Origin of the sequence: Streptomyces sp. NBC_00162, assembly GCF_024611995.1 — a bacterium.
Lineage (GTDB): Bacteria > Actinomycetota > Actinomycetes > Streptomycetales > Streptomycetaceae > Streptomyces.
The window spans coordinates 1,663,565-1,689,742 of the sequence record NZ_CP102509.1; the positions used below are offsets into that span (position 1 = coordinate 1,663,565).

24 protein-coding genes and 4 pseudogenes are annotated in these 26,178 nt (G+C 70.5%); 14 read left to right on the forward strand and 14 right to left on the reverse strand.

Annotation, left to right across the window (positions count from 1 at the left end):
- Positions 1-293 precede the first annotated feature (293 nt).
- The 3 genes from JIW86_RS08420 (at position 294) to JIW86_RS08430 (ending at position 2,368) form a co-directional block, all read left to right on the forward strand.
- Entirely contained in the window at positions 294-425 is a 132-nt protein-coding gene (locus JIW86_RS08420) for a hypothetical protein (RefSeq protein WP_257553206.1), read from the forward strand.
- Entirely contained in the window at positions 425-1,624 is a 1,200-nt protein-coding gene (locus JIW86_RS08425; protein WP_257559255.1) for a metal-dependent hydrolase family protein, read from the forward strand. Before JIW86_RS08420 ends, JIW86_RS08425 begins: the two co-directional genes overlap by 1 nt.
- A gap of 168 nt (positions 1,625-1,792) precedes the next feature.
- On the forward strand, positions 1,793-2,368 hold the full coding sequence (locus JIW86_RS08430; protein WP_257553208.1) for a hypothetical protein: 576 nt from the start codon (positions 1,793-1,795) through the stop codon (positions 2,366-2,368).
- Positions 2,369-2,447: 79 nt separating this feature from the next.
- On the opposite strand, the gene JIW86_RS08435 is transcribed toward JIW86_RS08430, so the two are convergent.
- The 3 genes from JIW86_RS08435 to JIW86_RS08445 all read right to left on the reverse strand — a co-directional run bounded on the left by JIW86_RS08435 (position 2,448) and on the right by JIW86_RS08445 (position 4,057).
- The gene (locus JIW86_RS08435; RefSeq protein ID WP_257553209.1) at positions 2,448-3,035 is read right to left on the reverse strand and encodes a TMEM165/GDT1 family protein; all 588 of its coding nucleotides are present in this window, start codon (positions 3,033-3,035) and stop codon (positions 2,448-2,450) included.
- 207 nt (positions 3,036-3,242) lie between these two features.
- Entirely contained in the window at positions 3,243-3,617 is a 375-nt protein-coding gene (locus JIW86_RS08440) for an SRPBCC family protein (protein ID WP_257553210.1), read from the reverse strand.
- 17 nt (positions 3,618-3,634) lie between these two features.
- Complete coding sequence (locus tag JIW86_RS08445) at positions 3,635-4,057, reverse strand: SRPBCC family protein (protein ID WP_257553211.1); 423 nt, start codon at positions 4,055-4,057, stop codon at positions 3,635-3,637.
- A 123-nt stretch (positions 4,058-4,180) separates the two neighbouring features.
- On the opposite strand from JIW86_RS08445, the gene JIW86_RS08450 reads away from it, so the two are divergent.
- Both JIW86_RS08450 and JIW86_RS08455 read left to right on the forward strand, forming a co-directional pair.
- A complete protein-coding gene (locus JIW86_RS08450; protein ID WP_257553212.1) occupies positions 4,181-4,504 on the forward strand; it encodes an ArsR/SmtB family transcription factor in 324 nt (107 codons plus the stop codon).
- The gene (locus JIW86_RS08455; RefSeq protein ID WP_257553213.1) at positions 4,501-4,950 is read left to right on the forward strand and encodes an SRPBCC family protein; all 450 of its coding nucleotides are present in this window, start codon (positions 4,501-4,503) and stop codon (positions 4,948-4,950) included. Before JIW86_RS08450 ends, JIW86_RS08455 begins: the two co-directional genes overlap by 4 nt.
- Before the next feature lie 38 nt (positions 4,951-4,988).
- Here the strand turns inward: JIW86_RS08455 and JIW86_RS08460 are convergent, their stop codons facing one another.
- Positions 4,989-5,957: a hypothetical protein gene (locus JIW86_RS08460; RefSeq protein ID WP_257553214.1), complete on the reverse strand. Its 969-nt coding sequence runs from the start codon at positions 5,955-5,957 to the stop codon at positions 4,989-4,991.
- A 352-nt stretch (positions 5,958-6,309) separates the two neighbouring features.
- Here JIW86_RS08460 and JIW86_RS08465 point away from each other — a divergent pair, with 352 nt between their 5' ends.
- The 3 genes from JIW86_RS08465 to JIW86_RS08475 all read left to right on the forward strand — a co-directional run bounded on the left by JIW86_RS08465 (position 6,310) and on the right by JIW86_RS08475 (position 8,049).
- Positions 6,310-6,723, forward strand: a complete 414-nt coding sequence (locus JIW86_RS08465) for an SHOCT domain-containing protein (protein WP_257553215.1) — start codon at positions 6,310-6,312, stop codon at positions 6,721-6,723.
- Between the two features lie 98 nt (positions 6,724-6,821).
- On the forward strand, positions 6,822-7,508 hold the full coding sequence (locus tag JIW86_RS08470) for a GAP family protein (RefSeq protein ID WP_257553216.1): 687 nt from the start codon (positions 6,822-6,824) through the stop codon (positions 7,506-7,508).
- Between the two features lie 94 nt (positions 7,509-7,602).
- The gene (locus JIW86_RS08475; protein WP_257553217.1) at positions 7,603-8,049 is read left to right on the forward strand and encodes a DUF6325 family protein; all 447 of its coding nucleotides are present in this window, start codon (positions 7,603-7,605) and stop codon (positions 8,047-8,049) included.
- 64 nt (positions 8,050-8,113) lie between these two features.
- Here JIW86_RS08475 and JIW86_RS08480 read toward each other — a convergent pair whose 3' ends face one another.
- Positions 8,114-8,404, reverse strand: coding sequence for an SHOCT domain-containing protein (locus JIW86_RS08480; RefSeq protein ID WP_257553218.1), 291 nt, complete (start codon positions 8,402-8,404; stop codon positions 8,114-8,116).
- A gap of 128 nt (positions 8,405-8,532) precedes the next feature.
- The gene (locus JIW86_RS08485) at positions 8,533-10,173 is read right to left on the reverse strand and encodes an MFS transporter (RefSeq protein WP_257553219.1); all 1,641 of its coding nucleotides are present in this window, start codon (positions 10,171-10,173) and stop codon (positions 8,533-8,535) included.
- 193 nt (positions 10,174-10,366) lie between these two features.
- On the opposite strand from JIW86_RS08485, the pseudogene JIW86_RS08490 reads away from it, so the two are divergent.
- Positions 10,367-11,705 (forward strand): annotated as a pseudogene (locus JIW86_RS08490) (DUF2252 domain-containing protein).
- A gap of 19 nt (positions 11,706-11,724) precedes the next feature.
- On the opposite strand, the gene JIW86_RS08495 reads toward JIW86_RS08490, so the two are convergent.
- The 6 genes and pseudogenes from JIW86_RS08495 to JIW86_RS08520 all read right to left on the reverse strand — a co-directional run bounded on the left by JIW86_RS08495 (position 11,725) and on the right by JIW86_RS08520 (position 18,729).
- On the reverse strand, positions 11,725-13,539 hold the full coding sequence (locus JIW86_RS08495; protein ID WP_257553221.1) for an ABC transporter ATP-binding protein: 1,815 nt from the start codon (positions 13,537-13,539) through the stop codon (positions 11,725-11,727).
- Positions 13,540-13,703: 164 nt separating this feature from the next.
- Complete coding sequence (locus JIW86_RS08500; protein WP_416237539.1) at positions 13,704-15,311, reverse strand: glycoside hydrolase family 5 protein; 1,608 nt, start codon at positions 15,309-15,311, stop codon at positions 13,704-13,706.
- 310 nt (positions 15,312-15,621) lie between these two features.
- A complete protein-coding gene (locus JIW86_RS08505; RefSeq protein ID WP_257559256.1) occupies positions 15,622-15,855 on the reverse strand; it encodes a Beta-galactosidase C-terminal domain in 234 nt (77 codons plus the stop codon).
- The gene (locus JIW86_RS08510; RefSeq protein WP_416237669.1) at positions 15,756-16,601 is read right to left on the reverse strand and encodes a beta-galactosidase; all 846 of its coding nucleotides are present in this window, start codon (positions 16,599-16,601) and stop codon (positions 15,756-15,758) included. Before JIW86_RS08510 ends, JIW86_RS08505 begins: the two co-directional genes overlap by 100 nt.
- A pseudogene (locus tag JIW86_RS08515) lies at positions 16,593-17,719 on the reverse strand (beta-galactosidase); the annotation flags it as partial. The gene JIW86_RS08510 and the pseudogene JIW86_RS08515, both read right to left, overlap by 9 nt.
- Positions 17,720-17,745: 26 nt before the next feature.
- Positions 17,746-18,729 (reverse strand): LacI family DNA-binding transcriptional regulator, encoded by a 984-nt coding sequence (locus JIW86_RS08520; protein ID WP_257553223.1) that lies wholly within the window; start codon positions 18,727-18,729, stop codon positions 17,746-17,748.
- A 345-nt stretch (positions 18,730-19,074) separates the two neighbouring features.
- On the opposite strand from JIW86_RS08520, the gene JIW86_RS08525 reads away from it, so the two are divergent.
- From JIW86_RS08525 to JIW86_RS42135, 5 genes and pseudogenes are all read left to right on the forward strand, one after another.
- On the forward strand, positions 19,075-19,959 hold the full coding sequence (locus JIW86_RS08525; RefSeq protein ID WP_257553224.1) for a carbohydrate ABC transporter permease: 885 nt from the start codon (positions 19,075-19,077) through the stop codon (positions 19,957-19,959).
- Positions 19,956-20,834, forward strand: coding sequence for a carbohydrate ABC transporter permease (locus tag JIW86_RS08530; protein WP_406365657.1), 879 nt, complete (start codon positions 19,956-19,958; stop codon positions 20,832-20,834). Before JIW86_RS08525 ends, JIW86_RS08530 begins: the two co-directional genes overlap by 4 nt.
- 39 nt (positions 20,835-20,873) lie before the next feature.
- Positions 20,874-22,223 (forward strand): ABC transporter substrate-binding protein, encoded by a 1,350-nt coding sequence (locus JIW86_RS08535; protein ID WP_257553225.1) that lies wholly within the window; start codon positions 20,874-20,876, stop codon positions 22,221-22,223.
- Between the two features lie 358 nt (positions 22,224-22,581).
- Positions 22,582-23,421, forward strand: a pseudogene (locus JIW86_RS42130) (glycoside hydrolase family 31 protein); the annotation flags it as partial.
- An 89-nt stretch (positions 23,422-23,510) separates the two neighbouring features.
- Positions 23,511-23,804, forward strand: a complete 294-nt coding sequence (locus JIW86_RS42135) for a hypothetical protein (RefSeq protein ID WP_416237670.1) — start codon at positions 23,511-23,513, stop codon at positions 23,802-23,804.
- Between the two features lie 48 nt (positions 23,805-23,852).
- Here JIW86_RS42135 and galK read toward each other — a convergent pair.
- Positions 23,853-25,051 (reverse strand): annotated as a pseudogene (gene galK, locus JIW86_RS08550) (galactokinase).
- A complete protein-coding gene (gene galT, locus JIW86_RS08555; RefSeq protein ID WP_257553228.1) occupies positions 25,048-26,097 on the reverse strand; it encodes a galactose-1-phosphate uridylyltransferase in 1,050 nt (349 codons plus the stop codon). The pseudogene galK and the gene galT overlap by 4 nt, the downstream one beginning before the upstream one ends.
- Between the last annotated feature and the right edge of the window lie 81 nt (positions 26,098-26,178).

The window sequence follows — 26,178 nt, forward strand, 5'->3', positions numbered from 1 at the left end:
GCCCTGTCTCGGTTGTGCACGTCCCTTTCAGGCCGGCTGTGCGGACGACGCCACGAAGGAGTCCGGGCATGGTCGCTCATCTCCCAGGGGGTGCGGGTGGACCGTGGCGGACCGGGTTCGCACGGCCGGAGTCCTCGCCGCCGAGTGGGCGCCGATGCCGTCGCTCATGGCCACTCCTCACGAGCGGTTGCGGTCTGGGCCGTACCCACAGCCCGTGTCCGGGGGCGCTCGCCACGACACACGGCGACGGACAGACCTCCAGAGCCATTGCAGCATCCGGCCGGAGGCTCCGCATGTCCGGACGGAACCGCATGGCGGCCACCGTCGTGGCGGTGGCCCTGCCCGGAGACCGTGATCTCCAAGACGACGTCCGGAAGTTGGCCGTACTGTCGGACGCACTGCAGACCTACCTGGAAGGCCCATGATGCAGGCAGTGTTATCGGCGGGGCGGATGGTGACCGGCTCCGGTGGGCGGGAGACCGCCGACGGTGCCGTGTTCGTCGACAGGGGCGTGATCGCCGCGGCCGGGCCTCGCGCCGCGGTCGAAGCACAGGCCGGTCCGGCCGTTCCCCGGCTGGCCTTTCCGGAAGGCACCCTGCTGCCGGGGCTCATCGACACCCACGTCCACCTCGCGCTCGACGCGGGGCCCGACCCGGTGAAAACCCTCCAGGCCGCCACCGACACCGAGCTGTACCCCGGGATGGCCGAGCGTGCGAGGCGGCTCCTTGCCACGGGGGTGACCACCGTGCGCGACCTCGGTGACCGGGGCGGGCTCGCGGTTCGCCTGCGGGACGAGATCGCGGGTCGGCGGCTCCCCGGGCCGCGCATCCTCGCCGCCGGGACGCCGCTGACCGGGCCCGGCGGGCACTGCTGGTTCCTCGGCGGCGAGGTCGAGGGGGCGGAAGCGATCCGGGCCGCGGTCCGCCGTAACGCGGAGAGCGGAGTGGACCTCATCAAGGTGATGGCCACCGGCGGCGGCATCACCAAGGGCGGCCCGCCGGTCTGGCAGGCCCAGTTCACGACGCAGGAGCTGCGGATCGTCGTGGAGGAGGCGAAGCGGTTCGGCCTGCCGGTCGCGGCGCACGCGCACGGCACCGAGGGCATCGCGGCCGCCGTGGCCGCCGGGGTGGACACCATCGAGCACTGCACCTGGATGGGGCGCGACGGATTCGACGTACGGGAAGACCTGGTGGCCGCGATCGCCGCTCAGGGCATCGCAGTCGGCCCGGCGGCCAGCCCCGACTGGCGGGGCTTCGCGGAGCGATTCGGCCGGGAACGGGCCGAGGAGATGTTCGAGAGGATCCGGTGGATGGCGCAGCGCGGCGTACGGCTCCTGCCCGGCACCGATGCCGGGGTCTCCCGCGCCGTCTTCGACGACTTCGTCTCCAGCCTGGAGTTCTTCGAACACATCGGGCTGACACCGGCCGAGATCATCGACCTGGCCACGACGGGCGCGGCGCAAGCCCTGGGCATCTCCCACGACACCGGCCGGCTGGCGGCGGGCTACCGCGCCGACGTCCTCGTCGTGGACGGCGACCCGCTCTCCGACCTGCGGGCCCTGCGCTCGGTGCGCCTGGTCCTGGCCGGAGGCCACCCACTCGACCCGGAGCTGCGACGACCGTAGGCCGCCATGCCACCAACCGCCCCGCGCGTGCCCGTGAGCCATGGCCCCGCAGGGCCCTGCCCACTGTGTGGACGGTCACCTTGACGACCATCGACACTTAGGCCAGCCTTACCTTCGCTCACTCCTTGCAGGTGTGAGCGCACCGTGAAGCAGATCCCTGGAGCAGCAATGTCCGCCGCCGATGCCACCGCGATCCACCGAAGACCGGGACGGGAAGGAGAACTTCTCCAGCTCCCCTCATGGTGCGGGACCGCAGCGGCATCCCTCGCGGTGTGCCTCGGGTGGGCGGCCACGACGTGGATCGCCCTGCACCTGCGCGCCGACGTCACCCTTCACACCGCGGCGCTCTTCGTACACCTCGCCTCCCTGATCCTGGGCTTCGGCGCGGTACTCGCCATCGACTACTACGGCGCCCTGTGGCTCATGGGCCGCAAGACCCTCCGTGAGGTTCTCGACTACACCGCTCCCCTGCACGTACCCGTGTGGGCCGGCCTGGGCGGCCTGCTCTTCAGCGGCGCGTTCCTCCACCCCGATCTCAGTTCACCGCTGACGTGCGTCAAACTCGGCCTCGTCCTGGTGCTCTCACTCAACGGTGTCCAGGCATCCGCCCTGCACCGCCGGCTGGCCGCCGTCGACGGCCCCGTCAGCCGCCCGCTGATGATCCGTGGTGCCGTGACGGCGTCGGTATCGCAAGCCGCCTGGTGGGGCGCGGTCGCCATCGGATTCTTGAACAGCCGGCACTGACTCGACGCCGGGGCACGCGACGGGTGACGAGCCCCGCCGTCCGGCCGGCGGGCTCCACCCGATGCGTGCCGTGGGCGTATCAGCCCGTGAAGATCTCGACGAGGGACCAGACGGCGAGCGCGAGCATGCACACGCCGCCGATTCGCTGGACGGTCTTGAGGGGGACTCGCTTGGCGATGAACCGGCCGGCCAGCAGGGCAAGGGCGGAGACGGACATGAGGGCTGCGGCCGAGCCGATCGCAGTGGACCACGTGCCGTTGCTGGCAGCGAGGTTGGCCGTGGTGATCTGGGTGAGGTCGCCCCATTCGCTGATGAACACAGCCATGAACGCCGTGGAGTAGACGGGCCAGAATCCGGTCACGGCCTTGCCCCCGGCCTCATCCCCGTCACCATCTGCACCTGCTCCGCGCAGCAGCATGAACGCCCCGAAGGCGAAGAGGGCGGCGGAGACGAGCTTGACGATCCAGTCGGGCAGGAGCCCGATCAGGCTGCCCGCCCCGACCGCGATCGCGACGTGCACGACGAAGGCGCTCGATGTGCCGATCCAGACGTAGAGCGGGCGCATCCGCGTGCCCATCGCCAGGGACGCGAACATCGTCTTGTCGGGCAGCTCGGCGAGGAAGATCAGACCGAAGGCGGTGAGGATCGCCAGAGGGTCGAGGTGCATGCCGGGTGGCTTTCTGTGAGAGCCGGGCCCCCGGTCTTCGCGAAGTGCCACAGGCAACCGGAGGACCGCTCGGCCCGGCACGACGGTCGAACCCGCAGGGCGCGGGCACGTCAATGCCTGACCGAAGGTCTCGCCCGCCCGCGCAATGCGCAGGCCCGGCCACCGGGAGCCCGGAGGCTCCAGTGTGTCGACGACCGGTTCGCGGGGCTACTCCCCTTCGCAGCCGTCAACATTACCCGAAGATGCCAGGAGGCGGATGCGCGCGAGCGTGCCGCCCGGGTGCGGGGCGAAGGCGTAGGTGACGTGCATCGGCATCGGGCCGGCGACGGACACCATGTCCATCAGTTCCGGCGGTTCGTGCGCGATGACGCGGAGTACGTAGTCGATGCGCTTGCCGAGGAAGTACGCCGTACGGGTCACCTCGGCACCGACCCCGAACCCGCCGGTGTCCGCTTCCCGCGTCAGGGCGGCCTCGCGGATGCCTTGCGTCCATGCGGCGTCGTGGCGCCAGTCCATGGCGTACGCGGCCACGCGGCCGGGCGGGATCGGGATCACCCGCTCGGCCGTCACGTCGATCGGCATGATGCGTGCGCCCCTGCTCAGAGGATGAAGAAGGGCTGAGGGGTGCCCGACTCGGCGTACTGCTTGAGGTGGGTCATCAGCTGCTCCCAGGTGCCGGCGGTGTGCGGGAGGTCGGGGTCGCCGGCCGCGAAGCCGGCGTGCCGGAAGTCCACGCGCGTCCCCGACCCGTCAGGGGCGTCGGTCAGCCGCCAGGTGATGACGGTTCCGGACCAGTGCGGCGGGAAGGCGCCGACCGAGGTCCAGACGACCTCCTCCTTGTCCGCGCGGTCCCGGCGGAGCCGGAAGGTCTCGGGGATCTGCGGGAAGTCGAAGAGGAGGACCTCGCCCTCGCGGTTCACGCCGGTGGTCCACCAGCCGGTGAGGCCGTCGTGGGTGTTCAGCGCTTCGTAGACGACGGCGCGGTCGGCGCCGATGTCGGTCTGCAGGGTGATCTCGGACATTGCAGCTCCTCTGTGTGTGTACCGGTCTGTGTGTGTACCGGTGTGACCCAACCTTCGCTTTAGTCAACACTAAAATGACTCTGTGCGATGTGGCAAGTTAAAGCGGGCGCTAAAATGACCGCCATGGATGCGGTACGGGCTGTCGCCGAGCCCAGGCGGCGCGAGATTCTGCGGCTGGTCTGGGACGACGAACTGTCGGCGGGCGAGATCGCCGCGCGGTTCGACGTCACCTTCGGTGCGGTCTCCCAACACCTCAAGGTGCTGCGGGACTCCGGCCTGGTTACGCTGCGCCAGGACGGCAAGAAGCGTTTCTACCGAGCGGACCGCGACGGGATGGGGCCGCTCGCCGACTATCTCCAGTCGATGTGGACCACCAGGCTCGACACCCTGGCCGAGCTGGCCGAGGCCGCCGAGCGGGCCGATCAGTCCGAAGGGACGAGCTCGTGAGCGCAGGCATCGGCGACGGCGTGGTCACGGTTGAGCGGCACATCGCCGCCCGCCCGGAGACGGTGTTCTCCTTCTTCACCGACCGGGACAAGTGGCTGTCCTGGATGGGCATTGACGGCGAGTTCGTCTTCGAACGGGGCGGCGCCTACCGGACGACCGTCACCGGCGAGAACGTCGCCGAAGGCCGCTTCACCGAGATCGACCCGCCCAAGCGGCTGGTCTTCACCTGGGGCTGGGCCCAGGGCAACGCGTCCGTACCGGCCGGATCGACCACTGTGGAGATCACGCTGGAACCCACGGCGGACGGCACCCTGCTCCGACTCGTCCACAGCGGACTCCCCTCCCCCGAGGCACGTGCCGCCCACGGAGAGGGCTGGAACCACTACGTCGCCCGGCTCGCCCGGCGCGCCGAGGGCTCGGACCCCGGCCCGGACCTCTGGATGTAGGCCCGCCGGTCGGCCGGCCCCGATGCGGCGGGGTCCGTTCAGGGGCAGCTGGACACAGGGTGGTCGTGGGTGAGCGCGCAGATCATCTGCTCACCGCGCCTGTTGTCGGGGTAGGTCTCGACGAGTTCCGCCGTGAATTCCTTCCACTGGCGGGCTATGTCCTGGGCGGCGAGCTCGGACGCCCGCTGGAAGTTGCCGTTCCGCGAACGTTCGGAAGCCTCGGCGTCCTTGTTGAGGGTGCCGTTGTGCTTGACGCGTCCGGTGCAGTCGGCGGGCTTGGAACCGGTGGAATCGAAGTCGGGGTAGCAGCCGGTGGCCAGGTCCTCGGGGATCAGGCCGGCGGCTTCCCGGGTCCAGTCGGCGTCGTTCATGGAGCTGTAGCGGCGGATGTCGAGGAACGGCGCGATGGTGGTGCGGTTCAGGCCGGGCGGGTTGGTGGTGCCGATCGGGACGGCGTCGTCGGCCTTGTCGGACCAGTTGCCGTGGGAGTAGAAGTCCTCGATCGGGTGCCAGCCACGGCCGAGCTGTTCCAGGACATTGCACTTGGCGCGTTCCGGCTTCTCGTTCCACGCGCACGGGGCGTCCAAGTCGCTCTGGCCTGCGATGATCCTGCCGTTCGCGTCGACCAACCCGTCGGCGTCGCGCACGGCGCCCCGCAGGCGGGCGACGGAGCCACGGATGCAGGCGAGCAGTTCGGTGGTCGCCTCGTCACGGGTACGCGGGTACGCGGATCCGTACCGCGGGGCGAGGTAGTCGGCGTTGTCGCAGTGCAGGATGCCGAGGTCGAAATAGGCGCCCTGGTCGTTGGCCACGATCGCCCCCTCGCGGGAATCGGCCATCGCCGACAACGACTTGGGCTCCCAGCTCAGGGCGGCGCGCGTGATCTTCTCATGATTGCCACCGCTGAACGCCCGCGCCGGACCCGGCACCAGCACGACCAGACATGCCCCGCAGGCGAGCGCCGTGGCGGGCAGTCGGCGCAGGACGTACGAGGAGGCGTGCGACACGAGACCTCCAGAGAACACCCGCGGAAGTGCGGTGAACCGGTCCTCCCACCAGCATCGCAGCCGGGAAAATCCCGCGCGAGCCGGGGCACGGAGTGACCCGCATGGCGATGCGCGGCGAGGGAGGTGAGAATGAGCTTGCGACTTACCGGCGCCCGGCAGCGGACCGGCGGTACAGCAGGCGAACTGCCACCCGTTCCGGCACGGCCGTTGGAGGCTCAATCACAACGGCGCCGTCTCCGGTTTACACCTGGTGCGCCGCCACCTCTGCCTCCTGGTCGATCCTGCCCCGTTCTGCGACATCGAGGTCCGAAAGAGGCAACCGAGCGCCCGCCCAACCGACAGGAGCACGTCCATGAACCACGCGATGGTCGATCTGGCGGTGGACTACCCACTGCTGAACATGTTCTGGACCATGATGATGATCTTCCTCTGGGTCCTCTGGTTCATGCTGCTCTTCCGCGTCATCGGCGATGTCTTCCGCGACGACAGCATGAGCGGCTGGGGCAAGGCGGGATGGACCATCTTCGTCATCCTGGTGCCCTTCCTGGGCGTGTTCGTGTACCTGATCGCCCGCGGGCGAGGAATGGGCGAACGCGAGCTGAAGCGGGCCCAGGACAGCGAGCAGGCGTTCCGCTCCTACGTACGCGAGAGCGCCGGCCCCACCAGCGCTGCCGAGGAGCTGTCCCGGCTCGCCGAGCTCAAGAACCGCGGCGACATCTCGGCCACCGAGTACGAGCAGGCCAAGGCCAAGGTCCTCGCGACCTAGTGCTGTGGCCGGGACGGTTCACCGGGTCACAGCACTAGCGTCGACAGCCCGGCCCTTCCCGTCGGCCGGGAACGAGCACGGGTGCGGGGTGCGTGGTCATGGTGCTTGACCTGCTCGTCATCGGCTTGGCGGTCACGCTCTTCCCCTTGCCGATCATGGCCTTCGTACTGGTCGTGTCCGCACCCCGCGGGGTGTGGAAGGGGCTGTCGTTCATCCTCGGCTGGCTGGCGTGCCTCGTGGCCGTCATCGCCATCGTCATGCTCCTCACCGACGGGGAGCCGCCCCCGCCCCGCTCCCCGCCGTCCATCGCCGCACTCGTGGCCACGCTGGTGATCGGTGTGGGCCTGATCGTGTACAGCGAGCACAGGCGCCGCCTGCGACGTACCCGTCCGGCCCCGGATCCCTCCGGGGCCGGACGCCCTCGCCCTTCGGGTTCCGGGACATCGCTGACGTCTCGCACGGACGACGCCACCGGATGGTCGGCGGCCGCACTCGCCGTGCTCCTCCAGCCCTGGGGGATGGTCGGCGCGGCGGCCGCCACCGTCGTGCAGGCCGACCTCTCCCACAGCACCTCCTTCCTGGCGCTCGTGGGGTTCTGCCTCCTGGCCAGCTCCACCCTGCTGGGCATGGAGCTGTACATGGTGTTCGCACCGGAGAAGGCCCATCGCGCCCTGACGAACCTGCGCGCATGGCTCGAACGCCACAAGGACCCGGCGATCGTGGTCACCTGTCTCGTCCTCGGAATCTGGCTCGTCGGCAGAAGCCTCTACCAGCTCACCGGATGAACGTGAAGGTGCGGGGCCCCACGGCGGATGCTGCAATGGCTACGGCCGGCCGGGCGCACGGTCAGGCCACCGAATCCGCGCCCGAGGAGTGCTCATGAGTGACGACATCGAAGACATGGGTCCCGTCGACTTCCTGGTCGTCGAGTTCCCGGGCAACCGGATGACGGGCGAGGCGTTCCCGTTGCTGATCGACCTGGTCGACAGGGGCATCGTCCGCATCCTCGACATGCGCTTCGTACGGAAGGACCTCGACGGGAGCGTCGTCGCCGTGGAGATCGCGCAGATGGACGACGGCAGCGGACTCGGTCTGTCCGTCTTCGAAGGAGCCTCGTCCGGCCTGCTCGGCCAGGACGACCTCGACGACGCGGGCAATGCCCTGGAGCCGGGGAACGCGGCCGCGATCCTGGTGTACGAGAACCTGTGGGCAGCCCCGTTCGCCCGGGCCCTGAGGCGCAGTGGTGCGCAAATGGTGGCCAGCGGCCGGATTCCCGTGCAGGCCCTGCTGGCCTCGCTCGACGCCGAGGAAGCCGGGGAGGGCTAGCACGGAACCGGCCAGGACCAGGTCAGGGTCAGGGTCAGGGTCAGGGTCAGGGTCAGGGTCAGGGTCAGGAGCTGAGGATCTTGCTCTTCTGCTCCGCGAACTCCGCCTCGGTCAGGAGTCCCTGCTCCTTCAGCGCTCCGAGTTCCTTGAGCTGATCGATCCGGCTGCTCATGTCGTCGCCCGGCGGGGGCGGCGCGGGAGCCGCGGCGGGCGCGGCCGGGGCGCTCTGCTCGGGGGCGGGAGCTTCCTGCCCGGCCCACCGGCCGGCCTGGCGCCGCGAGACCCGGTTGGAGACCGCCGTAGCCGTACCGGCCACCACTGCCGTGCGCGCGATTCCTCGAAGAAGTCCAGGCACGTCGCTTCTCCTCACTGACGGGGCCCGGGCCGGACAGGGCAGCTGCCGGCCCCTTGCCTACCTCCCAGCATCGCACCGACGCGCAGCTCGCACCCTGCGGGGAACCGGGCCGTGCCACCCGGGCCGTGTCACCCGCCGGGTTTCGCCGGGCGTGACTGGGTCGTCGGGATCCGCTGAGTGAAGAACAACGCGATGAGGGCGGCGAAGGCGAGGATGGCGAGTGCGGCGCGCAGCCCGTCGAGCCTCGCTTCGGCGTTCGCGTCCAGCGCGGCCGAGGCCAGCTCCGGGCTCGTGCCCGCCTCGTCGAGGGCGGTCTGGAGCTGGGCGTCCGACATGAAGGGCACCCCGCTCTCGAGCTTGACGGTCGCCTGGCTCTTGACCTCGGACGGGATGGCCTGGTTCTGCTCGACGGTGGTCACGAACGAGGCCGTGAGCGCGGCGATCATGATCGACCCGGCGAGAGCCGTTCCGATCGAGGCGCCGAGGTTGGTGACGGCGTTCTGGACACCGCCGACCTCCGAGCTCTGTTCGTCCGGCACCGCGGACACGGTGACCGCCCCGAGCTGGGAGGCCAGCGCTCCCATACCGAGCCCGATCAGCAGGAGCGGGACGGTGACGATCTCCGGGCCCGCGTCCGTGTCGAGCGCGGCCATCAGTGCCACCGCGCCCACGAGCAGCGCGAGGACGCCGAGTCGCACCACCCGGCGGGGTGAGGCGTCCGGGAGGAAGCGCGGGATCAGGACCGCGGCGGCCAGCAGGGTCAGGGAGAGCGGCAGGATGTACACACCGGTCTTGACCGCGGACAGGCCGAGTGCGACCGACAGGTACAGCGGGACGACGAAGAACACGCCCATCTGTACGAGGTACTGGAAGAAGAACATCGTCAGGCCGCCGGTGAGCTGCCGGTTGCGCAGCAGCTCCGGGTCCACCAGCGGCTCCTTGTGCCGCTCCACGAGGCGGGCCTCCCACCGCAGGAAGAGCCACAACAGGAACAGACCCGCCAGCATCAGCCACACGACCAGGGAGATCCCGAGCCAGGCGGGCGCGCCGGGCTTCGGCAGGAACCAGCCCCATTCACTCGAGCGGAGGACGCCGTAGACGAAGATCCCGAGCCCGAGAGCGGAGATCACGGCGCCGACGAGGTCGATGCGCGGGCGCGTCTCGACCGGCGCGTCGGCGACGCGGCGGGAGAGCACCAGGATGCCGAGCACGATCAGGACCTCACCGGCGAAGACCCAGCGCCAGGAGAAGTACGTCGTGGCGATGCCTCCGACGAGCGGCCCGACGGCGATCGCCACGGCTGCCGCGGCGGCGACCAGCCCGTAGGCGGCCGGCCGGCGTTCCGTGGGGAAGTTGCCGGCGACCAGCGCGACGATCGCGGGCAGGATGAGCGCGGCTCCGACCCCCTCGAGGAACGACCAGCCGAGCATCAGCACGGTCAGGTTCGGGGCCAGCGCGGTGATCAGGGATCCGCAGCCGTAGATCACGCAGCCGATCAGGAAGGCCCGCTTGCGGCCGATGATCGCGCCGACCTTGCCTCCGGGGATCATGAACATCGCCATCACCAGGGTGTACGCCGTGATGGCGCCCTGGATTCCGGTCACGGTCGTGCCCACGTCCTCGGCCACCGTCGCGATCGACACGTTCATGACGGAGCTGTCGAGCGCCATCAGGAACTGCCCGGACGCGAGTGTCAGCAGGACGACCCGCGACGATGCCGCCCTGGCTGGAGCAGCCGACCCCGCTGGAGTGCCCGCGCCGGATGTCATGGGGGCAAGGCTCCCAGTCTCCCCGGCGCACCGGCTGCCGACCCGCCGGGGGTGTCAGCCGGTCGGCACAAGTCCGTCGACACGAGCCGGTCGACACCAGCCGGTCGGCGCAACGTCGAGGAGGGCCGGTGAACGTGCACGTCAGCCCAGGTGCGCCCAGGCTGGGAAGGGTGACGGCGAAATGGAGCGGAGCATGACCAGTGCGGCCGAGCGGGCCGGACGCGGCAAGGCGGCGCGACGACGGGCCGGCCGGGCCTCGCACGGTGAGTGGGCCGAGGCGGCTGCCCGGCCCGATCCGGTCGGTGTGCTGGAGCGGCAGGCAGCCGACCGGGTGGTCGAGCTGTTGCCGATCCGCTACGGGCGGATGGCGGCGTCCCCGTTCGCCTTCCTGCGCGGCGCGGCCGCCGTGATGGCCACGGACCTGGCCACCCTGCCGAACACCGGCCTGACCGTCCAGCTCTGCGGCGACGCACACCTGCTGAACTTCGGCCTGTTCGCCTCGCCGGAGCGGGCGCTGCTGTTCGACCTCAACGACTTCGACGAGACGCTGCCCGGACCCTTCGAATGGGACGTCAAGAGGCTCGCCGCCAGCACGGCCGTGGCCGCCCGCGACCAGGGACGGCGACGACCGTGCGTGGCGGACAGCCCTCGCCGCCGCCCAGGCGTACCGGCTGTCCATGCGACGGCTGGCCGAACAGGGCGAACTCGCCGTCTGGTACGAGCGGTTCGACACGGCCGAGGTGATCCCGCTGATCCGCGACACCAAGCTGCGAAGCCGGGTCGAGGCGAATCTCGCGCGCGCCCGGCGGCGTACCAGCCTCCAGGCGCTCGCCAAACTGACCGAGACCCGGGACGGCCGCCGGCGCATCATCCACGATCCGCCCCTGGTCGAACCGCTCGAAGAAGCCGAGATGCAGGCCGTGGGCAAGATCTTCAGGAAATACCGCAGCACGCTCCCCGAGGAGCGACGCCTGCTGCTGGACCGCTACCGGCTGGTCGACGCGGCACGCAAGGCCGTCGGCGTCGGGAGCGTCGGCACCCGCTGCTTCATCGTTCTGCTGACCGGCCGCGACGAACGGGACCCGCTCTTCCTCCAGATCAAGGAGGCCGGACGCTCGGTGCTGGAGGACCATCTCCCCGCCGACAGCCATGACCACCACGGTCAGCGAGTGGTCGCGGGACAGAAACTCCTGCAGGCCGCCTCGGACATCTTCCTCGGCTGGATGACCGGGCCGGCCGGGCGCCACTTCTACGGCCGGCAGCTGCGCGACATGAAGGGGTCGGCCCTCGTGGAGACCATGACCCCGGCCATGCTCGGCCAGTACGCCGAACTGTGCGGCACGGCCCTGGCCCGCGCCCACGCCCGCTCCGGAGACCGCATCGCCATCGCCGGATACCTGGGCCGCGCCGACACCTTCGACCGCGCCGTCGCCGACTTCGCGCTCCGCTACGCCGACCAGACCGTCGCCGACCACGCCGCGCTCACCGCCGCGATCACCGACGGGGCCGTCACCGCCGCCCACGGCATCTGAGCGGCGGTCGGGCTCGCGCTCAGTGCAGGTCGGACCGTGCGGGGTGGTCGTCGAGGAAACCGCCCGACTGGTGCTGCCACAGCTTCGCGTAGGCGCCTTCGGAGGCGAGCAGCTCGTGGTGCGTACCCTGCTCGACGATCCGTCCGTGGTCGAGTACGACGAGCCGGTCCATGTGGGCCACCGTGCTGAGCCGGTGCGCCACCACGAGCGCCGTCCGCCCCTCCATGAGGCGCCACAGCGCTTCCTGGACGAGGATCTCGCTCTCGGAGTCCAGGGCGCTGGTCGCCTCGTCGAGCAGCAGGATCGGCGCGTCGCGCAGGATCGCCCTGGCGAGCGCGACCCGCTGGCGCTGTCCGCCGGAGAGTTTGACTCCGCGCTCGCCGACCATGGTGTCGAGGCCGCTCGGCAGGGCGTCCGCGAACTCCGTGACGTGCGCCGCCTCGGCCGCGCGGCGGATCTCGGCCTCGGTGGCGTCCGGCCGGGCGAACGCGATGTTCTCCCGCAGCGTGCGGTGGAACATCGCCGGGTCCTGCGGCACGTAGGCCATCAGGCCGCGCAGGTCGCTCTGGCGCAGCCTGCTGATGTCCGTGCCCCCGATCAGGATCCGGCCCGCGTCGATGTCCGTCATCCGCAGCAGCAGCCGGGTGAGCGTGGTCTTGCCGCCGCCGGACCGCCCCACGAGCCCGATCTTCGCCCCGCTGGGCACGGCCAGGTCCAGTCCCTCGAAGAGCGGGTCCGCGCCCCCGTGGGCGAAGGTCACCTGCTCGAAGCGGATGTCGGCGGCCCGGGTGGGCGGCGGCTCCGGCGAGTCCGGGTCGAGCACGGTCGGCGGCTTCAGCAGCAGCTCCGTGAACTGCGCGGCCTCCGTCATCGAGCTCTCCAGACGACGGTAGATCTGGTTGAACTCGAACATGATCCGTGTGGCGTTGGAGTAGTACGTGAAGGCGACCACGACCGCCTCCACCCCGTTACCGCCCCCGGCGATGGAGACCGCGAGCAGCAGGCCCAGCGCGTTGGTCAGCACGGACATCGGCGCGACGACCGTGTCGATGCGCAGGTTGCCGTAGTCCCACGACCGCAGGGTGAGCCCCCGCGACTGCGCCACCCGGGACCGGTGCTCGGCGGCCTCGCGCTCCTCCGCGGCGAACGCCCTGACCGTGTCCATGTTCATGAGGCTGTCGGAGACGTGCCCCGACACGCGGGCGATCGCCTCCTCGCGCCGGCCGACGAGCACCTGGCGGCGACGGATGAGGGGCAGTACGCACACCGCCGTCACCGCGATCATGGCCAGGAGCGCCACGACGAGCAGCGGTTCGTACTGCCAGAGCACCACCGACCCGAACAGCAGCGGCACGAACTTGCCCACGACCGAGAAGGTCAGCGTGTCGACGAACTCCTCGAAGCGGGAGGCGAAGCTCAGGACCCGTTTGGTCAGCGACCCGGCGAAGTTGTCGTGGAAGAACGCGGCGTCCTTCGCGAACAGCTCGTCCATGCCGATCACGTACAGGCGCTCGATGCCGAGGGCGTCGAGGCGGTTCAGGCAGTGCAGGCCGAGGCGCCACAGCGCCTCCGAGAGCAGCAGGACACCGGCGAATGCGAGGACGTACGGGAGCATCGAGCCGAGGGTGGGAGAGGCCCCGCCGGCGATGCGGCCGACGAGCTTCGCGACCACCAGCGGGGCGATGTAGGCGATCCCGATGTTGCCCAGGGCCGGCAGCAGCATGGTGGGCACCGTCAGCCACCGAAGCCGCGCCAGCTCCCGTCCGTAGTAGCGAAGTGCGAGGAGCACCGGGCCCTTGCTGGGCCGAACCCCTGGTGATGCGGACGATCCCATGGCAACCCTGTGGTGTCGGCGGACCCGGAACGGCAGTGTCCCGCGACCGCGCCCGCGCAGTCCAAGCGTTTTCCGTGTGGGCGACGCCCCCGCACGGACGATCGAGCCGTCCGCCCGACCGGCGCCCGGCGGCGGTCAGGACCGGCGCCGCCGGGCGCCGGCCGTCACAGCTTGCGGCACAAGAGGGCGTCCGGAGTCTTGCCCTTGGCCCAGGCTCCCGTGAAGGCGATGCCCGCGGCGTACTCGTCCGTTCCGCACTGCCCCTTGTAGTTGCCGTACCCGAACTCGCCTCCCGGGCCTCCGGCCGGCCGGTTGTCGCCCCGGTCGAACCAGACGGTGCGGCCGTTCGTCCCGAGGGGCCTGCCCGCCTGGGCGCACAGGACCGCGGAGACCGCCTGGCCGCGCACGCTGTAGCCGATCACGAACTGGCCAGGCCCGCACTGGTACTTGGTGTAGCCGCCGGCCCAATCGCCCTGCTGTACGTGGCGTTCGTCGTTCACGACGGTCGGCGCCGGGCCGGTGGCCGCCAGACCCGCGGCCCCGGAATCGGTGCACAGCCCGCGCCCGTCACGGTGCGCCAGGCCGACGAGCCGCTGTCCGTCGGGGCACGCCCCCTTGCGGGCTCCCGCGTCCCAGTCCCCGAGCGCCCGTGCGCGTGCCGACTGGACCGCATCGGCGTGGTCGAGGTTGAGCATGTCCCAGGTGTCGGTGACGGCGACCTGGCCGCTCTTCTGCGGCGAGGTGACCAGCCGGTTCCAGTCGGTGGAGCGCCAGTCCCCGCCGTCCAGGATGCCTGAACGGCGGCCCGTCGCGTCGTAGTTGAGGATCGACCACGTGCCGTGTCCGGCCCATCCGACCAGGGGCCAGTAGGCGAAATCGGTGTCGTTGGCGATCAGGTAGTCCACGAGATTGCCGAACCAGGAGCGTGCCTGCGGGTTGGTCTCGTCGCTACCGATGCCGAACTCGCTGATCCACAGGGGTGCGGTGAAGTGGCGGCCGGATTCGGCCGTGACGTAGAACGCCTGGCGTTGCAGGGTCGCGAACAGGTCCTCGCGGGAGAGTTCCTGGTAGCGCGGGTCGTGGGTCTCACCCATGCCGGTCGCGCCGGTGTGGTTCGGCCCGGTGTAGCCGTAGAAGTGCGCCGCGTACACCAGCTTGTTCGAGGCGACGAGGGTGTGCGAGAGGGTGCGTACCGGTTCGAGTGTGGGGCGCCCGTGGGGCAGCCCGTCGGCGGGGATGCCTTGCCAGTTGATCCCTTCGACGATCACCAGCAGGTCGGGGTTGGCCTCCGTGAGGAGCCGGTCGCCGAGCCGCTGGGAGGCGACCCACCAGTCGTGGTCGTTGCCCCAGTTCCAGTTGGCGTCGTCGGTGACGGTACGGCGGACCTCGTTGTAGAGGTCGGCGCCGACGACGCGCTTGTTGTCCTTGTAGCGGCGGGCGAGGCTGATCCAGTCGTTCTCCCACTGCGCGGTGGACTGGCTGGTGTTCCAGCGTTCGTTGCCGTCCAGGCCACAGCAGAAGCGTGAGGTGATGGTGTGGTTGTTGAGGATCACCGCGAAGCCCTCGGCCGTGGTGGCGGCGATGACGGCGTCGAACACCTGGAGCGGGGTCTTGCCGCGCAGGTTCGGGTTGGCCGCGACCGAGGCGTCGGAGACCGGGCGCTGGTCGTGCAGCATCTCGTTCGAGAAGGGCAGCCGGATGCTGTTGATGCCGAGTTCGTGGAATCCGGCGAGGATCCGCGGGATCGGGGCGCGGTCCAGGCCGAGCGGCATCTGGTCGGCCTTCTCGCCGTCGTGGTGGCTGGCCGGGTCGTTGATGTCACCGGAGCCGCTCCACGATCCCTGAGCCCCGTGCCAGTTCGCGGACTTGAGCTTGAAGCGGTTGCCTTCTGCGTCGACGACGTAGCGGCCGCGGGTGCTGAGGGGGCACGCCAGGAGTCGGACAGGACGGCCGGTGTGCCGGCCGTCACCGCAGTCACCGCGGTCGCGGCCGGCGCGGTCGTCGTGGACGCGGTGGCCTGGGAGGCGCCGAGCGCTCCGAGCAGGAGCGCCGCGGCGAGTACGGCCGGTAGCAGGGGTCTTCTCACAGTGCCCTCCGAGGGCTGGGGGTGGACGTGAGCACGGAGCCGAGGACGGCGACGCCCCGCGGCTCGAGGGCCACGTGGCGGACGTGGGGCCTCTGACCGTCGAGAAGGTCTCGGCGGTCGGCCGGCAGGGTCACCTCATGGGTGTCCTCGGTGTGGTTGAGCAGGATGAGGACGTCGTGATCCGCGCCGCGGCGGATCGTCGCCTGGACGCCGGTGGGCAGGCCGGGCAGAAGGGGGCGACTCCCGCGTCGGCGAGTGAGCGGTCGGTGATGGCCCGCATCGTGACGGGATCGGGGCGGGTGGCGATGTAGCGGGCCGTTCCCCCGCCGCGGGTGTGCACCGTGACCGCGGGGCGGTCGTCGTCCCAGTCGGGTCCGGCGAAGAGGAGTTCGGCGCGGGCGCCGGTGAGCTTCACGTCCTCGCGCCACAGCGACGCCGGCGGGGGCGCGGGGGCGTCCGCGTCCGCGTCCGGGGAGCGGAGCGGAACCGCCTCATCGGCCGCGGCCGGCCAGAACTCCTCGACCCGTACGCCCAGTACGTCGTCCAGCGCGTCGGGCCGGCCGCCCGTGTGCACGCGGTCGTGCTCGTCGACGATCCCGGTGAAGAACGAGGCGAGGAGGGATCCCCCGTCCGCCACGAAGGTGCGTATCCGCTCGGCGTTCACGGCCGACAGCAGGTAGTGGCTGGGCAGCACGAGCAGTTTGTACGGCGAGAGGTCCGCGGCGGGATGTACGAGGTCGATGCCGACGCCCGCTTCGAACAGGGGTGAGTAGTGGTCGAGGACGCGGTCGAGGCAGCGCACGCCGTCCGAGGGATGCGAGTCGAGTTCGAGCGCCCACCAGTTGTCCCAGTCGAACAGGATCGCGACCTCGTTGCGGATGCGCGTGCCGGCCAGCTCGGGCACCAGGGCCAGTTCGCGGCCCAGCTCACGCACCTCGGCGTGCACCCGCGTCCCGGCCCCCGCGTGCGGGATCATGCCGGAGTGGAACTTCTCCGCGCCGCCGCGGGACTGTCGCCATTGGAAGTACATGACGGCGTCCGCGCCCTGCGCGACGGCCTGCCAGCTCCACAGGCGCATCCTGCCGGGGCTCTTGCCCCCGTTGCGGCCCCGCCAGTTGACGGCGGACGGGGCCTGCTCGGTCAGCAGCCACGGGTTCCCCCGGCCGCACCGCGCAGGAGGTCGTACGACAGTGCCGCGCCGATGTGTGCCGACCCCCAGTGGGGGTCCGGGTAGCTGTCGAGGGCGAGGACGTCCATCTCGGGTGCCCATGCATGGACGTCGACCGCCTTGTGCCCGGCGAGGAAGTTCGTGGTCACCGGGGTATCGGGGGTGATCCGGCGCAGCACGTCGCGTTCGAGGGTGAAGCAGGTGCGCAGCGCGTCGCTGCTGAACCGCTTGAAGTCGAGCTGCTGGGAGGGGTTGGGGTAGGTGGGTGCGGTGCGCGGGGGCAGGATCTGGTCGAAGGAGGTGTAGCGCTGCGACCAGAAGTCGGTGGACCACGCGTCGTTGAGCGCGTCGACATCGCCGTACCTGGTAGTCAGCCAGTGCCGGAAGTCGGCGGCGGAGGTGTCGCAGAAGCATTCGGCGACGTGGATTCCGTACTCGTTGCCGACGTGCCACAGGCCCAGCGCCGGATGATCGCGGTAGTGCGTGGCGACGGCTTCGGCCAGGCGGACGGCCCGGTCGCGGAAGACCGGGCTGGAGGGGCAGAAGTGCTGGCGGCCCCCTGGGGACAGGATGCCGCCGGAGGCGGTGACCGGCAGGATCTCGGGATGCCCGACGGCGAGCCATGGGGGTGGCGACGCGGTCATGGTGGCCAGATCGGCGGTGATGCCGTGGGTGGCCAAGTCGTCCATGACGGTGTCGAAGAAGCCGAAGTCGTAGGCGTCGCGGGCGGGTTCGACGCGGGCCCAGGCGAAGATGGCGAGGTTGACGAGGTTGACGCCTGCCTCGTTCATCAGGCGCAGGTCTTCGGCGCGGGTGGCCTTGTCCCACTGTTCGGGGTTGTAGTCGCCGCCGAATCCGAGGCCGCCCAGTCGCGCGCGGAGGGCTCGGGAACGGTCTCGGGAACGGTCTTGTGCCGGAGAGTTCATCTTCCTTACCCCTTCAGGTACTTCGGTCAGATCCGCGGCGGCGCCGCGCTGTCACGCTCCACCAGGGTCGGCATGACCGACACGACGGACGAGTCCGTCGGCGCGGCGCCCTCGATCTGGCTCAGGAGCCGGTGCACGCAGGCCGCACCGACCCGGGAGAGGTCCTGGTCCACGGTGGTCAGCGGCGGGAGGAAGTAGGCGGATTCGGCGATGTTGTCGAACCCGATCACGCTCACGTCCTCCGGAACCGAACGCCCCGCCTCGCGCAGCGCCCGGACCAGCCCGAGCGCCATCTGGTCGTTGGCGGCGAACACCGCGGTGACCTCCGGCCGGCCGGCGAGTTCCCGGCCTGCCCGGTATCCGCTCTCGGCACTCCAGTCACCGTGGACGGCCGGCGGGACAGGTGCGCCCGCGGCCTGGAGGGCACGCTGCCATGCCTCGGCGCGGCGGCGCGCGGGGTGGGAGTCCTGTGGGCCGGCCAGGTGCCACACCGTGGTGTGACCGAGCCCCAGCAGGTGGTTCACGGCGATCTCCGCACCGGCCGCATGGTCGGTGTGCACGCCGGGGTAGCGGTGGTCGTCGCCGCCGTCGACGACCACGACCGGCAGCCCCAGGGGGATCATCAGCGAACCGGCCAGGATCTGCGCCTCGTTCACGATGACCCCGTCGACCGCATGACCGCTCAGCCTCCGGAACGCTTCGAGCACCGCCTCCTCGGTCTGCGCCTGCGGGACGACCACGTTGACCGAGTACTCGGTGGACTGCACGGCGGAGACGATCGAATCCAGCGTGCGTGCGTTTCCGTGCGCCGTGAGGTCGAAGCTGATGACGCCGATCGTCCGGAACTTGCCGGTGGCCAGCGCCCGGGCCGCGGTGTTGGGGCGGTACCCGAGCATGCGGACGGCCCGGACGACCCGATCGCGGGTCGCGTCGTCGACGCGGGCGGTCGCGTTGACCACGCGGGAGACGGTCTGCGCCGAGACTCCTGCCATGGCCGCGACATCCGCCATCGACGGGGGCCTGGGGCGATCCGCAGCCGGGGAACGGGACTTGCGTGGTCGCTGCCCATCCTTCGCCATGGTGCAGTTCCTCTCGCACGGTGCTGCCCGGGCATCTTCCTGACCCGCTTCATGTTTGCGCGAACATGCCGCGTTGGTCAACAGGCAACCGAGCCGCTTCGGCCTGGCCGGCAGACTTTTCGCCATCCTTCACATCCTCGAAATCCCTTGAAATTAAGGGAAACTGACGATGCGACAGATCAGTCGGTCAAAACTCTTGACACTCGCCGAGGGCTGTCGACACACTTCCGAACCGCGCCACCATGTTTGCGCTAACACGCATCGGAGGTCTTACCCGTGAAACGCGGCGCCGTCCGGCGCAACCTCACCGCCCACGCGTTCCTCCTGCCGTTCCTCTGCGTCTTCGTCATCGGGGTCGTCGCCCCGCTGGCGTACTCGGTCAACCTGAGCCTCTATCAGGAACGCATGATCGGCGGGATGGTCTTCACCGGGCTGGACAACTACACCAAGGCGTTCAAGGACAATCTGTTCCATGCCGGCCTCGGCCGCGTCGCACTCTTCTTCGCGATCCAGGTGCCGCTCATGCTCGGCCTCGCGCTGGTGGCCGCCCTCGCGATCGACAGTGGGCGGCTGCGTGCGCCAGGGCTGTTCCGGATCGGCATCTTCGTCCCCTACGCCGTTCCCGGTGTGGTCGCGGCCCTCATGTGGGGCTACCTGTACGGCGACCGCTTCGGCCTGGCCGGCGAGATCGGCGACCTGTTGCACATCGAGGTGCCCGACCTGCTCTCCGAGAGCTGGATGCTCGCGTCGATCGGCAACATCGTCACGTGGTCGTACGTCGGCTACAACATGCTGATCCTCTACGCGGCGCTGCGCTCCATCCCCGAGGAGCTGTACGAGGCGGCCGAGGTCGACGGCGCCGGAGCCGTCCGCAAGGCGTTCAGCATCAAACTGCCGGCCCTGCGCCCCGCCCTGCTGCTGGCCACGACGTTCTCGGTGATCGGCAGCTTCCAGCTCTTCAACGAGCCGAGCGTGCTGCAGTCCCTGGCGCCTGCCGCCGTCTCCACGAACTACACCCCCAACATGTACGCCTACAGCCTCGCCTTCGACGGGCGCCAGTTCAACTACTCGGCCGCCGTCGCGGTGCTGCTCGGCCTGGTGACCGTGATCGTCGCGTACGCGGTCCAGCGCACGACCGCCCGAAGGGAGCGCATGCTGTGACCGCCGCCGCACCCCGCCGGCGCCGTCCGGGCAGGTCCACCGCCTTGACCGTGGCGATGGGCCTGATGCTCGCGTACACACTGATCCCCTTGCTCTGGCTCGCGATCAGCGCGACGAAGTCCAACCAGACCCTGTTCGACTCGCCCGGCCTGTGGTTCGGGGACGGCTTCCACCTGTTCGACAACGTCCGGGACGTCTTCACCTACGACGACGGGATATACCTGCGCTGGTTCGGCAACACCCTGCTCTACGCGGTGGTCGGGGCGGGCGGAGCCTCGGTCATCGCGACGATGGGCGGGTACGCACTGGCCAAGTACGCGTTCGCGGGCCGCCGGGTGCTGTCCGCCCTCGTCATCGGGGCGATCTCGATCCCGGCGTCCGCACTCGCGGTCCCGACGTACCTGCTGTTCAGTGACATGGGCATCGTCAACACACCGTGGGCGGTCCTCCTGCCCTCCCTCGCCAGTCCTTTCGGGCTCTATCTGATGCGGGTGTACGCGTCCGAGGCCGTTCCGGACGCGATGCTGGAGGCCGCACGCATCGACGGAGCCGGAGAACTGCGGATCTTCCTCACCATCTCGCTGCGCCTGCTGGCTCCCGGATTCGTCACGGTGCTGCTGTTCACGCTCGTCGCCACCTGGAACAACTACTTCCTGCCGCTGATCGTGCTCAACGACCCCGAGCTGTTCCCCCTCACGGTGGGGCTGCGCCAGTGGGACTCGCTCGCACAGGGCGGCGCCGGCGCGGGTGCCATACCGATCCTCCCTCTGGTGATCACCGGCAGCCTGCTGGCGATCGTCCCGCTGATCGTCGCGTTCCTCTTCCTCCAGCGGTTCTGGCAGTCGGGGCTGGCCGCCGGCGGCGTCAAGCAGTAGGCCGGGCCCTCCCGTTTCGTACCGAAGAAAGGATTCGACATGAGCAGGTTCCTGCGGCTGTCGGCTCTCACCCGCACCCTCACCGCGGGCACGCTCGCGGCCCTCACCCTCTCCCTCACCGCATGTGGCGGCGGCTCCGGCACCTCCGACGGTGGCCGGAAGGCCGACCCCGCGGCCGTGCGGGCCGCACTGGACGAGCCCGCCGAGATCACCTTCTGGACCTGGGTCCCGAACATCGACAAGACGGTCGCGCTGTTCGAGAAGAAGTACCCGAAGGTCAAGGTCAACCTCGTCAACGCGGGCCGCTCCAAGGACGAGTACACCAAGCTGACCACCACGCTCAAGGCGGGCGAGGGCGCCCCCGACGTCGTGCAGATCGAATACTTCGCACTCCCCCAGTTCGCGATGACCAAATCCCTGGCCAACCTCTCCGACTACGGCTCGGCCGGCCTGAAGGACAAGTTCGCCGACTCGGCCTGGTCCCAGGTGAGCCTCGCGGGTGGGATCTACGGCATACCCCAGGACACCGGGCCGATGGCGATGTTCTACCGCAAGGACATCCTCGACCGGTTCGGTGCGAAGCCGCCGGCCACGTGGGAGGAGTACAGCGCGCTCGCCAAGAAGATCCGCGACACCGATCCGAGCGTCCACATCACGTACGTGGACCCCGGCGACGCGGGCACCTCCAACAGCCTGATCTGGGACTTCGGCGGCAAGCCGTACACCGTGAACGGCGCCACCGACGTCACGGTCGATCTCAAGGACGACGCCGGCGCCAAGGCCTACGCCGACACCTGGGGCCCGCTGATCGAGAACAAGCTGGTGGACTCCACCACGAGCTGGAACGACGAGTGGTGGAAGTCCATGTCCTCCGGGAAGTACGCGACTTGGCTGGCCGGCGCGTGGGCGCCCGCGGTACTGGAGCAGAACATCCCGCAGAGCAGGGGCCAGTGGTCGGTCGCCCCCATGCCGGGCGGTGCCAGCGCGGAGAACGGCGGCTCGTCGGTCGCGGTCACCACGCACGCGAAGAACAAGGAGGCGTCGGTCGCCTTCGCCCAGTGGATGGGCTCCGACCCGGAAGCCGTCCGGTCCCTCAACTCCGAGGTCGGCCTGTTCCCCGCGACCAAGGTGCTGCTCGACGACCCCGGCTTCCGCGGCTCCGAGGTGCCGTTCTTCCCCGGCAGCAAGCCGAACGAGATCTTCGCCGACATGTCGAAGGCGGTGCGGCCCGGCTGGCAGTACCTGCCGTTCCAGGTGTACGCGAACAGCGTCTTCAAGGACTCCGTCGGCCAGGCCCTCCAGCCCGGCGGGAACCTGCCCGGCGCGCTGGCCACCTGGCAGGAGCGGGTGAAGACGTACGGGAAGGAACAAGGGTTCACCATCAAGTAGTTCACGGCGGTCCACTTCCAGGAGAAACCCCAGAGGTATGACGACACTCGAACTCGCCCTGCTCGACGGGGAACGCTGGTGGGGCGGAGCGGTCGCCGAAGGGCGGCACATGCCGTTCCCCGACGGCTACGGCTTCGACCTGCGTGACGTGCTCGCCAACCAGGGCATGCCGCTCCTGCTGTCCGACCGCGGCCGCTGGGTGCACAGCGAGCGCACCTTCGCCTTCACGATCTCCGGCGGGCGGCTGACCGCGCACTCGCACGAACCGGACGCGGTCATCGAGCACGGGGAAGGGCACGGCGATCTGCGCGGGGCGTACCGCCACGCGATCACCCGCCACTACCCTCCGTCCGGCACGATGCCGGACCCCCTGCTCTTCGGCGCACCGCAGTACAACCTGTGGATCGAGACGGTTTTCGAGCCGACCCAGGCGAAGGTGCTGGCGTACGCGGAGCGCCTGCTCGCGGAAGGCTTTCCGCCCGGCGTGCTGATGATCGACGACCGGTGGAGCAACGACTACGGGGACTGGACCTTCCATCCCGGCCGCTTCCCCGATCCGGCGGGCATGGTCGCCCGGCTCCACCGGCTCGGCTTCAAGGTGATGCTGTGGCTCGTGCCCTACGTGACCCCGGACTCCCCCACGGCGCGACAGCTGGGCGACCAGGGCCTGCTGATCCGCGACACCGCTGCCGGTGCGGACGGGCGGGCCAAGGTCGCTTCGTGGTGGAACGGCTGGAGCGCCGGCCTCGATCTGCTCGATCCGCGGGCACGGGCGTGGCTGACCGGCCGCCTGGAAGCCCTGCGGGACGGCATCGGCATCGACGGGTTCAAGTTCGACGGCGGCGACGCGCCCTGGTGGCGCTCGCTGGGGTGTGCGGACCCGGAGGCGTACACCCATGCCTGGAACCGCTTCGGTGCCGACTGGCCGCTCAACGAGTTCCGTGACGCGTGGCGCGCCGCGGGTCTGCCGCTCGCACAGCGCCAGCAGGACAAGTACCACCTGTGGGAGGGGCGCTTCGGGCTGGCGAGCCTGATCCCGAACGCCCTGGCCCAGGCCCTGACCGGCCATGCGTTCACCTGTCCCGACATGATCGGCGGCGGCGAGTTCCGCTTCGTCCCGGGCGAGGACGGCGAGGGCTTCGACGAGGAGCTGTTCGTCCGCTACGCCCAGATCGCCGCGCTGTTCCCCATGATGCAGTTCTCCGCGGCGCCCTGGCGCGTGCTCTCCCCGAGAACCTCGCCATCGTCCGCGCGGCGGCCCGCCTGCACACCGAGCTCGCGCCGGAGATCCTCGCTCTCGCCGCGCACGCCGCGGCCACGGGCGAACCGGTCCAGCGCCCGCTCGAATGGGCCTTCCCCCACCAGGGCTACGCGGGGGTCGCCGACCAGTTCATGCTGGGCGACACCCTGATGGTGGCTCCGGTGGTGGCCAAGGGCGCGGACGGGCGTGAGGTCCTGATCCCGCCGGGCACGTGGCTGGCCGACGACGGCCGGTCGTACGCGGGCCCGGCAACGGTATGGATCGACGCGCCCTTGGCCCGGCTGCCGTATCTGCGGAACACGGCCCCGCCGAAGGGGTGAAGCGCTGCCGGAGCGGAGGCCGCCGCACCCCTGCTCCGGCAGCCCCGGCTACCGCGGCCCGGGCGCGGGCGCGAGGCGGCGGGCTCCCTCGGCCGGGGTGACGGAGAGGATGCGCGGGAGGCGGTGGCCGGCGGCGCCGAAGGCGGCCGTGACGGACCCGCCCACCTCGCTCTCCCGCCCGGCCTCCACCAGCGCGATGACGGAGCCCCCGAAGCCGCCCCCGTCATCCGTGCGCCGAGTGCCCCGGCGCCCAGCGCGGCGGTCACGGCGAGGTCGGTCTCCGGGCAGGAGACGCGGTAGTCGTCGCGGAGCGAGGCGTGCCCGGTGGTGAGGATCGGGCCGAGGGCAGCGACATCGCCCTCCCGCAGCCGGGAGACGGCTTCCGTGACCCGGGCGTTCTCGGTCACCACATGGCGGACCAGGGGCGCGAGTTCCGCCGGCAGGGCCTGCAGGGCCCCCGGCAGGTCCCCGGCGGGCAGATCGCGCAGGGCGGGCAGGCCGAGCAGCGCGGCCGCGCGTTCGCAGCCCGCCCGCAGGGCGGCGTACGCCCCGTCGCCGAGGTCGTGGCTGACGCGGGTGTCGATCACCAGCAGCCGCAGACCCTGCCCACGGAGGTCGAAGGGCACCTGCCGGTGGTGCTCCGGGGTTCGTGCGTCGAGCTGAAGGGCGGCCCCCGCGGTGCAGCAGACGGAGGCCATCTGGTCCATGATCCCGCAGGGAACGCCCGCGAAGGCGTTCTCCGCGCGCTGGGCGATCCGGGCCAGTTCGGGCCCGGGCAGGCCCAGCCCGTACAGCTCGTCGTATGCGACCGCGACCGCGCACTCCAGCGCGGCGGAGGAGGAGAGTCCGGCACCGGTGGGCACCGTGCTGTCGAAGTGGAGGTCAGCGCCCCCGACCGGGTGTCCCGCCTCGGTGAGCGCCCAGACCACGCCGGCCGGGTAGGAGACCCAGTTCGTCACGGCGCCGGGGACCAGTGCGGCCACCGTCAGGTCGGTGACCCGGCCGTCGCCCTGCGCGCTGTGCAGCCGCAGCCGCCCGTCCGTACGGGCGCGGGCGGCGAGCAGCGTGGTCTGCGGGAGGGCCATCGGGAGGGCGAACCCGTCGTTGTAGTCGGTGTGTTCGCCGATCAGGTTGACCCGGCCCGGAGCCGCCCACACCCCGTCCGGGGGGCCGCCGAAGAGCCGGCCGAAGGTGCCGGCGACCCGGTCCGCCCGGCTGCCGTCGTCCCACTGGTCCGTGTGGTTCACGACCGGGCCTCCCGCAGCTGCCGCGCGGCCGTCTCGGGGGCCACGTCGTTCATGAAGGCTTCCATCCCGGACTCCGTCCCGGCGAGGAACTTGAGCTTGTCCGGGGTCCGGCGGACCGTGAACAGTTCCAGGTGCAGGGCCAGTTCCGCGCCCTCGGTACGGGGGGCCTGGTGCCAGGCCGAGATGTACGGCGCGGGGGCCGCCCGCTCCTCCTGCCCGGGCAGGAGGAACAGCCGGTCGAAGCGGCGCAGCAGGTCGAGGTAGATGCCCGGGAACTCGGCCCGCTCCGCCTCGGTCAGGCAGGTCAGGTCGGGGACGCGGCGGTGCGGGTAGAGGTGCACCTCGTACGGCCAGCGGGCGGCGTAGGGCACGAAGGCGGTCCAGTGCTCCCCGGCCGTCACCACCCGCTCGGTGGCGGCACGGGCGCCGGAGAGGAGGTCCTCGAAGAGGTTGCGTCCGGTGGCGGCGCGGTGGGCGGCCGCGGCGGCGGTCATCTTGGCGGTGCGCGGGGTGGCGAAGGGGAAGGCGTAGATCTGGCCGTGCGGGTGGGCGAGGGTCACCCCGATCTCGGCGCCCCGGTTCTCGAAGCAGTACACCTGCTCCACGCCCTCGAGCGCGGAGAGCTCCGCGGTGCGGTCGGTCCACGCGTCCAGAACCAGGCGGGCGGCGGCCGGGGTGAGGTCGGCGAAGCGTGCCTCGTGCTCCGGGGTGAAGCACACGACCTCGCAGCGTCCGGCGCCGCCGGCGAGGGAGGGGAAGCGGTTCTCGAAGACGGCCACCTCGTAGTCGGCGGCGGGGATTTCACTGAGCCGGCCGTCCCGGGAGGGACAGAGCGGACATGCCCCGGCGGGCGGCCGGTAGGTGCGGTCCTGCCGGTGGGAGGCGATCGTGATCCAGTCACCGGTCGCCTCGTCCCGCCGCAGTTCCGGGTGGCTGCGCACGCGGTCCAGCGGGCGCAGGTCGGGCGCATCGCGCGCGGCGCTCTCGTCGGTGTCGAAGTAGATCAGTTCGCGGCCGTCCGCGAGTTTCGCGAGGGTCTTCTTCACCCACCAAGAATAAACATCTTCAAACATCATTCGCCAGGCTGATGCCCGCTTTTCCTCACACTTCAACAGCATGGCCGTGTT

Excerpts from the sequence above, each read along its gene's own strand:
- JIW86_RS08445 (WP_257553211.1), bottom strand. The coding sequence starts at position 4,057 with ATGTCCGAGATCACCCTGCAGACCGACATCGGCGCCGACCGCGCCGTC.
- JIW86_RS08495 (WP_257553221.1), bottom strand. The coding sequence starts at position 13,539 with ATGGGATCGTCCGCATCACCAGGGGTTCGGCCCAGCAAGGGCCCGGTG.
- JIW86_RS08420 (WP_257553206.1), top strand. The coding sequence starts at position 294 with ATGTCCGGACGGAACCGCATGGCGGCCACCGTCGTGGCGGTGGCCCTG.
- JIW86_RS08475 (WP_257553217.1), top strand. The coding sequence starts at position 7,603 with ATGAGTGACGACATCGAAGACATGGGTCCCGTCGACTTCCTGGTCGTC.
- JIW86_RS08430 (WP_257553208.1), top strand. The coding sequence starts at position 1,793 with ATGTCCGCCGCCGATGCCACCGCGATCCACCGAAGACCGGGACGGGAA.
- JIW86_RS08535 (WP_257553225.1), top strand. The coding sequence starts at position 20,874 with ATGAGCAGGTTCCTGCGGCTGTCGGCTCTCACCCGCACCCTCACCGCG.
- JIW86_RS08465 (WP_257553215.1), top strand. The coding sequence starts at position 6,310 with ATGAACCACGCGATGGTCGATCTGGCGGTGGACTACCCACTGCTGAAC.
- JIW86_RS08425 (WP_257559255.1), top strand. The coding sequence starts at position 425 with ATGCAGGCAGTGTTATCGGCGGGGCGGATGGTGACCGGCTCCGGTGGG.
- JIW86_RS08435 (WP_257553209.1), bottom strand. The coding sequence starts at position 3,035 with ATGCACCTCGACCCTCTGGCGATCCTCACCGCCTTCGGTCTGATCTTC.
- JIW86_RS08470 (WP_257553216.1), top strand. The coding sequence starts at position 6,822 with ATGGTGCTTGACCTGCTCGTCATCGGCTTGGCGGTCACGCTCTTCCCC.
- JIW86_RS08520 (WP_257553223.1), bottom strand. The coding sequence starts at position 18,729 with ATGGCGGATGTCGCGGCCATGGCAGGAGTCTCGGCGCAGACCGTCTCC.
- JIW86_RS08500 (WP_416237539.1), bottom strand. The coding sequence starts at position 15,311 with ATGCCGCTCGGCCTGGACCGCGCCCCGATCCCGCGGATCCTCGCCGGA.
- JIW86_RS08450 (WP_257553212.1), top strand. The coding sequence starts at position 4,181 with ATGGATGCGGTACGGGCTGTCGCCGAGCCCAGGCGGCGCGAGATTCTG.
- JIW86_RS08510 (WP_416237669.1), bottom strand. The coding sequence starts at position 16,601 with ATGATCCCGCACGCGGGGGCCGGGACGCGGGTGCACGCCGAGGTGCGT.
- JIW86_RS08440 (WP_257553210.1), bottom strand. The coding sequence starts at position 3,617 with ATGCCGATCGACGTGACGGCCGAGCGGGTGATCCCGATCCCGCCCGGC.
- JIW86_RS08485 (WP_257553219.1), bottom strand. The coding sequence starts at position 10,173 with ATGACATCCGGCGCGGGCACTCCAGCGGGGTCGGCTGCTCCAGCCAGG.